We start from the raw sequence: 7,390 nt of genomic DNA, 5'->3' as shown, positions 1-7,390 counted from the left end.
CTTATTAATAAAAATGTTAGCATTCATTTGAAGCTCTTTTCTTGATTCTGTGGTTTGTGTGGTAACAACCATTTGATCATGAATTGAGCTTCAACTCAATTTCTTAAGATCTTACCTATGACATCCATGTAGGCAACGCCGTCGGTGGTTGTGCCACACCCGATGCTTGATCCCATGCATTAACTCTAATTCGTTTATCATGCGGGTACTCTTGCCAATCTAAGTTTTGTATTCACTGGCGTAAGCACCACTTCTTTTGCAATGGCCCATATGTACGCAATCATTTCTCGGGCAATTGCGGTGACAACCAGGTTGTAGTGTTTCCCTTTGGCTATCATTTTTTTATAGCGCTTGCAGAGCCTAAGTTGTGCTTTCCACGCAATATCAATAATATCCTTTGGTAAACCTTCTTGTCGTTTTTGCATATCTGTCGATATATTTGCTGCATAGCGATAAGTGTGCGCGCCTTCAATTAGTAGGCGTCTTGCTCGGCCATTTCCGCATTTTGTGATCGCGCCAATATGGCGTTTGCCACCACTCGAGTGTTCACTGGGTACAAGACCGAGATAACTCATTAATTTACGGGGATGATCGAAGCGCGTTAAATCGCCAAGCTCAGCAACAACACCGGTGGCGACCAACAAACGAACACCTCGCATTGCTTGTATTGCTTTAACAACGGGATAATAACGCTATTGATGGACGTGATGTGTAAGTTCATTATCTAATCGTTCAAGTCGGCTTATTCGCTCGGTAATTGTTTGTAAAAACTCTTGTAAGACGATGTGCTGTGCTGGGTGTGGAAGCACAAGCTCAGTGAGCCAACGTAAATGTTTTTGTGACCAATTTGCAGTGCCTTTGTAATTAATATTATTACGAAGCAGCAGTGCTTTTAATTGATATTTAGCATCTTTTAAATCTTTCATGGCTACTTCGCGTGCGCGAGATAAATCACGTACAGCTTCATCTTCAGGCTCGGGAACATAGATAGGTGTTAAATCTTCAGATTTAAGTAATTTAGCGAGCTTAAGGGCATCACGTTTATCGGTTTTAATCTTCTCACCGGGTTTTTTAGGAATAAGAGACGGGGCAACCACATAGCAGCAATGGCCAAGGCTTGTGATTAATCTGTAAATCCACAAATTTATAGGGAATAAATTTGAACCGCGTAGCGGGCTTTAGTGAGTATCAGGGACGATACGAATAATAACCACAAGGGCCTGCTTCATAAACAAAGTGTAGCGTTGCGTCAGGGTATTTAGATTCAAACTGACGAACAAGCTTTTGAACGGCAACTTTGGAAGAAGAAAATCGACCAAGGTGAACAGGTTGTGCACCTCTATGTTCTTCAATATAGGCGACTTCATTGAATTCTTTATGTGTATCAAGTCCGATAAAAAGTATGCTATGTTTATTCATGTTAGCCTCTGCTGTTTAGTTAATAGACAAACTAATTATGGCTTTGGCTTTGAATTAAGCTAACCCACGAAAAGCGGAGGCTAACACCGTGTGGGAGTCATTATGTCTATACATTACCGATAAAACGGAGTTTTAAATGAGTTCAGTTACAAGTACAGCAGGTGTCTTTCAAGATTTCCAAATAAACGTAAAGCTGAAAATTTCTGCTCTTTGGGTAGTTGTTATGTTTTGCTATGTATATGGTGATTATATACAGCTTCATGTTCCAGGTGTATTAGCTCAAACGATGGAATTAAAAGTCGTGGCAGCTGATACTCAACTAGAACTTTTTGCTGTTGCATTACTCATGGCGATCCCCAGTGTTATGATATTTTTTACGTTAGCTCTAAAGCCTAGAGTCAACCGTTGGTTAAATATAATATTAGCTATGTGCTATATAGTTCTCCTTATTAGCGTCAACCTAGAAGAGACATGGGCTTATTATTTGTTTTTTACTGCTATAGAAATTCTGGTATCAATAGCAATAATCTTGTACGCGTGGAAATGGCCTAAAACTGAACAGTCAGTCGTAAGTAATGCATAACAAACGCCTCAAACGGAAAAATACAGTTGGTTGTTTTCACTCCGTTCAACATTTTAACCAACTATGTTTTTCCGCTTAAGCGGGCGTTGAGGTTGTAGGATTACTCTTTTTAGGAACTGGTTCTACACAATTGACTTGATTGTTTTTTAACCTTGAATCGAGTTGGTTACTGTGAGCTAATAGATATTATTCACCCACTGTAAATTGTTATGGCTCTTTCATTAGGTAAGGAGTCAAGCCTGACTTATCTTGCCAAAATAAATTCATTCCAATCAATTTCGCTGAATAAATTGCCCTTACGCAGTCAAATGAAAGTGAATGCTTTCACTTCATACTGCGGCAACTGTATTGCTTAGTTCATAATATAGAAAAGCTGCAAAACACGATGCATTAATAAAGGTAAGCTGCTACCTCTCCAAATAAGCCACTTAAACACCTGTCATACCTTCCAAAACGCCCATTAAAACAACACCTAGTCCTCTTTTTATATTTTACGTAAAAGTCAGTTGTCGATTGAATCAAAATAGGAACTCGGCTATGGTTAATGCATCAATAAAAATAAATTAAAAACGAGTTATTCTACAGGCTCGTTATTTGCACTGGAAAATTATGAGTACAGCTGGAATTATCATTTTTGTGTTCCTACTTATCACATTTATCTTCACTTTTAGAAATTTCGTCATTTTCATAACAGCTTTTTGGCGTGGTAAATTTAAACTAAAAGAGTGTAATTGCTGGTTGTTGGGTTTTATTATTTTTGTATTAACTTTTAGTGTCACAACGCATTTTCACGAAGAGTTAGGTATAAAGAAAACTTGTGCACAAAATGCTGCAACTTGCTGAGTGGGTGCAACTTAACACATATGAGCCTTAACTCGGTCAATAGGCACTAGTATTTTCTTTGAGCGTTTTTATTCAGTGACGGTCAATTCTAAATCAATAAACAAATTCATTTACTTCGTTTGTCGATGTGGCTGTTAAGCAAGTAGCTTAGGCAAATACATATAAGGTGCGTTACTCAGTAATCGATTATTGCAATCTCATTGCAGCCTACTTTTTTGCATATCTTTAATGGGTTTTTACAAACATTACATAAAAGCTAGATACAAAAAAGCCCGCATATTTTATGTATCTGCGGGCTTTTTTATCAGTTCAAATAGACACTGATTCGTTGCAGTTTACTAAAATGTATAACTTGCGCCGATAAAGTATTGTGTACCGGTATGGCTGTATTCTCTCGTTAAGTTGAGATCTCCGTCTCCGGTACCATATATGCGTTCAACTTCGTCTGTTAAATTAATAATTTCCAGTGAAAGCGAAATGTTTTCATTCACATTATAAAATGCAGATACGTCTACATGAGTCGGACCAAACTTACGCTCTTGAGCATGGCCGTTTCCGGCTGGCTCTTGAAGTAGGTAATCATCGCGTTTGTTTAATGATATACGAGCGCCATAGTTTTCTTCATCATAATACAATGTTGCATTATAAGAATTGGGTGACAAGCCTGTAGAGTCTTGTGCGCTTACATGTGTGAAGTTAGCAACCACACCAAAGTTAGACAGCCAACCGTCTAAAAAGATAAAGGGTTGTTGATACATCAGCTCATAACCAGTCACGCTATAGCCGTCGTTATTATTGACTGGTATGCGGTGTGTATAGGTTTGCGATGCGGGGTCACCTAGGGGGGCTGTGGCTATATACTGAGGATCAGCGTAAATAGATGGCCAAAACTCTTCGTCTACCAGTTTTTCTACTTCTTCAGTATCAAGAGAGGTCACTATGTCTTTATTAAAAACATTAAAAGCAACAACAGCTTCTTCTGCGAAATACCATTCAACACTCAGGTCAACATCATTTGATTCATAAGGGTTCAGTCCAGGATTACCTAAGTTACCTACAGTAAAAGTCGTATACCCAAACTGCGGTGAAGCAATATTTAAACTACCTAGACTTGGGCGAGTCATGCTGCGAGCATAAGCAAAACGAGTCACTATATCATCGGTGACTTCAAGTGCTAAATTCATCGATGGTAAGAAGTTATTGTAATCGCGCGTAACCGACAAAGGACTATTGTTTATAATGGCTTCAGAAGTGACCTCAGTGTTGACATAGCGCACGCCAAAGTTAGTACGAAGATACATATCACCAATTTCATGATCACTGTTTAATTCAAGGTAAAGGGCTTGTGTTTTCTCACCTACCACCCAGCCTTGAGCTGCATTATTGGTATAATTATGAGTAAGAATACCGTCGGCCTCTAGCTTATCAAAGTCAGCAACAAGAAAAGGAGCCAAAGTAGCGCCATCTAAGCCTTTACCAAAATCCGAATACGGAAATGGGGTTGTATATTTTGAAGGATCAAAGGGAGTAAAGTCACCATCTGCCGTTCGATATTCTACTTCTCTGTCATTAAAGGCAAGTCCGGTTTTTATATCAAAGCTATCTCCGGCATAAGCGAGATCCAGTTTCACTGTGGTATTTGATTTTTTAACATCGTCACTACGATTAGAGGCATTGACTGCATCAAGGTAGTTATTAGGATCGGTCGTATCGTAATCGCCATAATCTACTGTCGCTGCATTTCCACTGCTGTAATCATAGGAGTAGAAGTGGGGAACCGATCGGTAGTAATAACGAATTTCCTCTCTGTCAGCGTCGTTTTTAGCCATACCAGCCATAAGGTCAAGCGACCAGCGATCATTAAGTTGAATATCGCCAGATAATACATACTGGTCAAATATCGAATCTGACACCTGGTATCGGCTTTCGTACCATGAGGTGACATTTTCAAAACTACCAGCAACAAGGACTTTACCCGACTCATCGACTGTAAACGAAACGGGGCTTTGACCTTGGAAATCACCCGGAGCACCACGATTAACTAGCCACTCCATAGAGTTGTAGTTTCTGCGATCATTTTCTAACTCAGAATGCAATATATCCAATGTGAATAACATGTCGTCATTAGGCTTATATTGCAAAGAACCGGTAACCCCAATACGTTTTTGCTCATTCCCGAAAAAATCAGCCCGCGGTAACCGAGGTACCCATAAACAGGATATAGCTTCTTCAGCACCACAGTAATTACTAGGCGTTCCGTTGATGGTCGATAGCCCAGAAGTGTCACCCCATGTGCCATTACCAATTCGATTTGTTGGCTCCCAGCGCACGCTGCCAAAGCCTTCTTGACGTACACTTCTATCTGATACTGCAACCGAAAAAAGTGCACCAAAGGTATTATCAGCAAATGTATTACTGGCTAAGAAAGCAAACCTAGGGTCAACTTCACTGGTTAAATCATTATAGCCACCTTTAAGTGACAGGGTCGAATTGAAGCCGGGGTTATCAAAAGGGCGTGCAGAGTACATATCGACTGTACCAGCAATACCACCTTCTTCAATCGAGGCTGTTTGCGTTTTTTGAATATCTATACGGTTGAAAAGCTCTGATGCAAATACATGGAAGTCAAAGGCTCGACTATTGTTAACAGTTACGCCGCCAGAATCGAGACCATCACTTCCTGCGGGTACTTCCATACCGTTAAGCGTGGTTCGGGTAAAACCCGGGCTAAAACCTCGTAGAACAATATTACGACCTTCACCACCTTCGCGCGATATTGCCACTCCAGGAACTCGCTGAATGGCTTCTGCCACATTCAAGTCTGGAAACTTACCAATATCTTCAGCCATAATTGACTCACGAGTATTAGCTGCATCTCGTTTGGCTTCTAAGGCTTTAATTAAAGAACCACGAAAGCCTTTTACTTCAATGACCTCAACATCCTCAGATGCTGCTGGTTGAGATTCTTGAGCGTTACTAAAGAATGAACTTACGGTAAGGGCGGCAAGCACGTTAGTAGCAATTAAGCTTTTCATAAATGTGTGTGTTAGTTTCATTATTGCTTCCTTGGAACAAAGAGAGATTAAATTGCGCACTATTTGACAAGGTAGCGCGTTAAATTAAAAGTAGAGATGCTGTTACTTTGTTTACATAAGTTACCACTAATAAAATTTATTTTTATCAGATTGCCACCGGTGGCAGTTTGGTGTCAAGTTGTTTGTTAATATAATGTATGATTTGTATCGTTAGATCTGCGAGCTTTATTTTTGTAAAAAATAACACGCTGATTTTTTTAGGGAATGATATTTAAATAAATTTGCCACCGGTAGCATAATTTGTTAGAAATAAGTATTGAAGAAGATTTTTTGGATAAATACCAGTCCAATTAGTTGGAATTGCGTTACATGCTAACTTCGTTCACAGATAATCAGCTATGTTGCAAACTGTGACTGCTATGTAGAAGTTATGGCTACAGGTGTTCAGTTGCTGTCCCCATAAGATGAGAGCGATTGTGATATCAATAATAAAAGGGTGGTTACGACAGTGATTACACAAAACAAAAGAACAAGTCCTTTAGCGCTTTTAATTACATTGTTTCTTGTATCATTTGGGGCGCGATCGGTAGTGGCTCAAGAGTACGCCACAAAGATGGTAGTCTCCAAAGATGGTACGGGCGATTTTACTTCCATTCAGGCAGCAATCAATGCAAGTAAAACTTACCCTTGGCATGACATAAGTATTTTCGTTAAAAATGGCGTTTATGCAGAAAAGGTAGAAGTTTACTCATGGAATACACGAATAAAACTAATAGGTGAAAGTAAAGAAAATACAATTATTACCTATGGCGACCATTTTAATAAGATAAATTTAGGTCGAAATAGTACCTTTCACACATATACATTAATGGTGCGAGGGAATGACTTTAGCGCCCAAAATTTGACTATTATTAATAGTGCAGGCGCGGTTGGGCAGGCTGTTGCTTTGCATATCGAGGCTGATCGAGTAAGCATAAATAACGTAGCTATCAAAGGCCATCAAGATTCCTTGTACCTAGCTGGCGAAGGGTTTCGCTCGTATTTCAAAGATTGTTATATCGAAGGCACCACAGACTTTATTTTTGGTGAAGGCACAGCAATGTTCGAAGACTGTGAAGTTAAGTCACTCAGTAACTCTTATATTACAGCTGCTTCTACCCCTAAAAATCAGGCGTTTGGATTTGTGTTTAATCGTGTGAAGCTAACTGCCAGTGCTGCTGTTGATAAAGTTTATCTTGGCCGTCCTTGGAGACACCACGCTAAAACTGTGTTCATTAACTCTGACTTAGGTCTGCATATTGCTCCTGAAGGTTGGCAAAATTGGGGGGATGTTAGTAAACAGGAAACCGTTTTTTATGCTGAGTTTAATAACTCAGGGCAGGGGACTAATAGTATTAAGCGAGTGGCTTGGGCGCATCAACTGAGTCAAGTCGAAGCGCAAGACTACACCATTAAAAACGTGATGCGTGGCTGGCAGCCAAATATAGTTAGTAAAAAATGATCTTACTTA

The 7,390-nt window shown here is 39.6% G+C and carries 3 protein-coding genes and 1 pseudogene; 2 read left to right on the top strand and 2 right to left on the bottom strand.

The features are described 5' to 3' along the window. Positions 1-197 precede the first annotated feature (197 nt). A pseudogene (locus tag H5182_RS04145) lies at positions 198-1,419 on the bottom strand (IS110 family transposase). A gap of 136 nt (positions 1,420-1,555) precedes the next feature. Between H5182_RS04145 and H5182_RS04140 the strand changes: the two are divergent. Continuing rightward, positions 1,556-2,002 (top strand): DUF6326 family protein, encoded by a 447-nt coding sequence (locus tag H5182_RS04140; protein WP_182759582.1) that lies wholly within the window; start codon positions 1,556-1,558, stop codon positions 2,000-2,002. A 1,181-nt stretch (positions 2,003-3,183) separates the two neighbouring features. On the opposite strand, the gene H5182_RS04135 is transcribed toward H5182_RS04140, so the two are convergent. Beyond that, positions 3,184-5,901, bottom strand: a complete 2,718-nt coding sequence (locus H5182_RS04135; protein WP_182734690.1) for a TonB-dependent receptor — start codon at positions 5,899-5,901, stop codon at positions 3,184-3,186. Positions 5,902-6,469: 568 nt separating this feature from the next. On the opposite strand from H5182_RS04135, the gene H5182_RS04130 reads away from it, so the two are divergent. Then, positions 6,470-7,381, top strand: a complete 912-nt coding sequence (locus tag H5182_RS04130) for a pectinesterase family protein (protein ID WP_274803939.1) — start codon at positions 6,470-6,472, stop codon at positions 7,379-7,381. Positions 7,382-7,390: the final 9 nt, after the last annotated feature.

Origin of the sequence: Pseudoalteromonas sp. SG44-17 (assembly GCF_014164235.1) — a bacterium.
Taxonomy (GTDB): domain Bacteria; phylum Pseudomonadota; class Gammaproteobacteria; order Enterobacterales; family Alteromonadaceae; genus Pseudoalteromonas; species Pseudoalteromonas rhizosphaerae.
Note: the sequence above shows the minus strand (reverse complement) of the source record. Positions and strands in the feature narration are given on the sequence as shown.

What these genes read in the sequence shown, in the direction of transcription:
- H5182_RS04140 (WP_182759582.1), top strand. Translation starts at nt 1,556, where the DNA reads ATGAGTTCAGTTACAAGTACAGCAGGTGTCTTTCAAGATTTCCAAATA.
- H5182_RS04135 (WP_182734690.1), bottom strand. Translation starts at nt 5,901, where the DNA reads ATGAAACTAACACACACATTTATGAAAAGCTTAATTGCTACTAACGTG.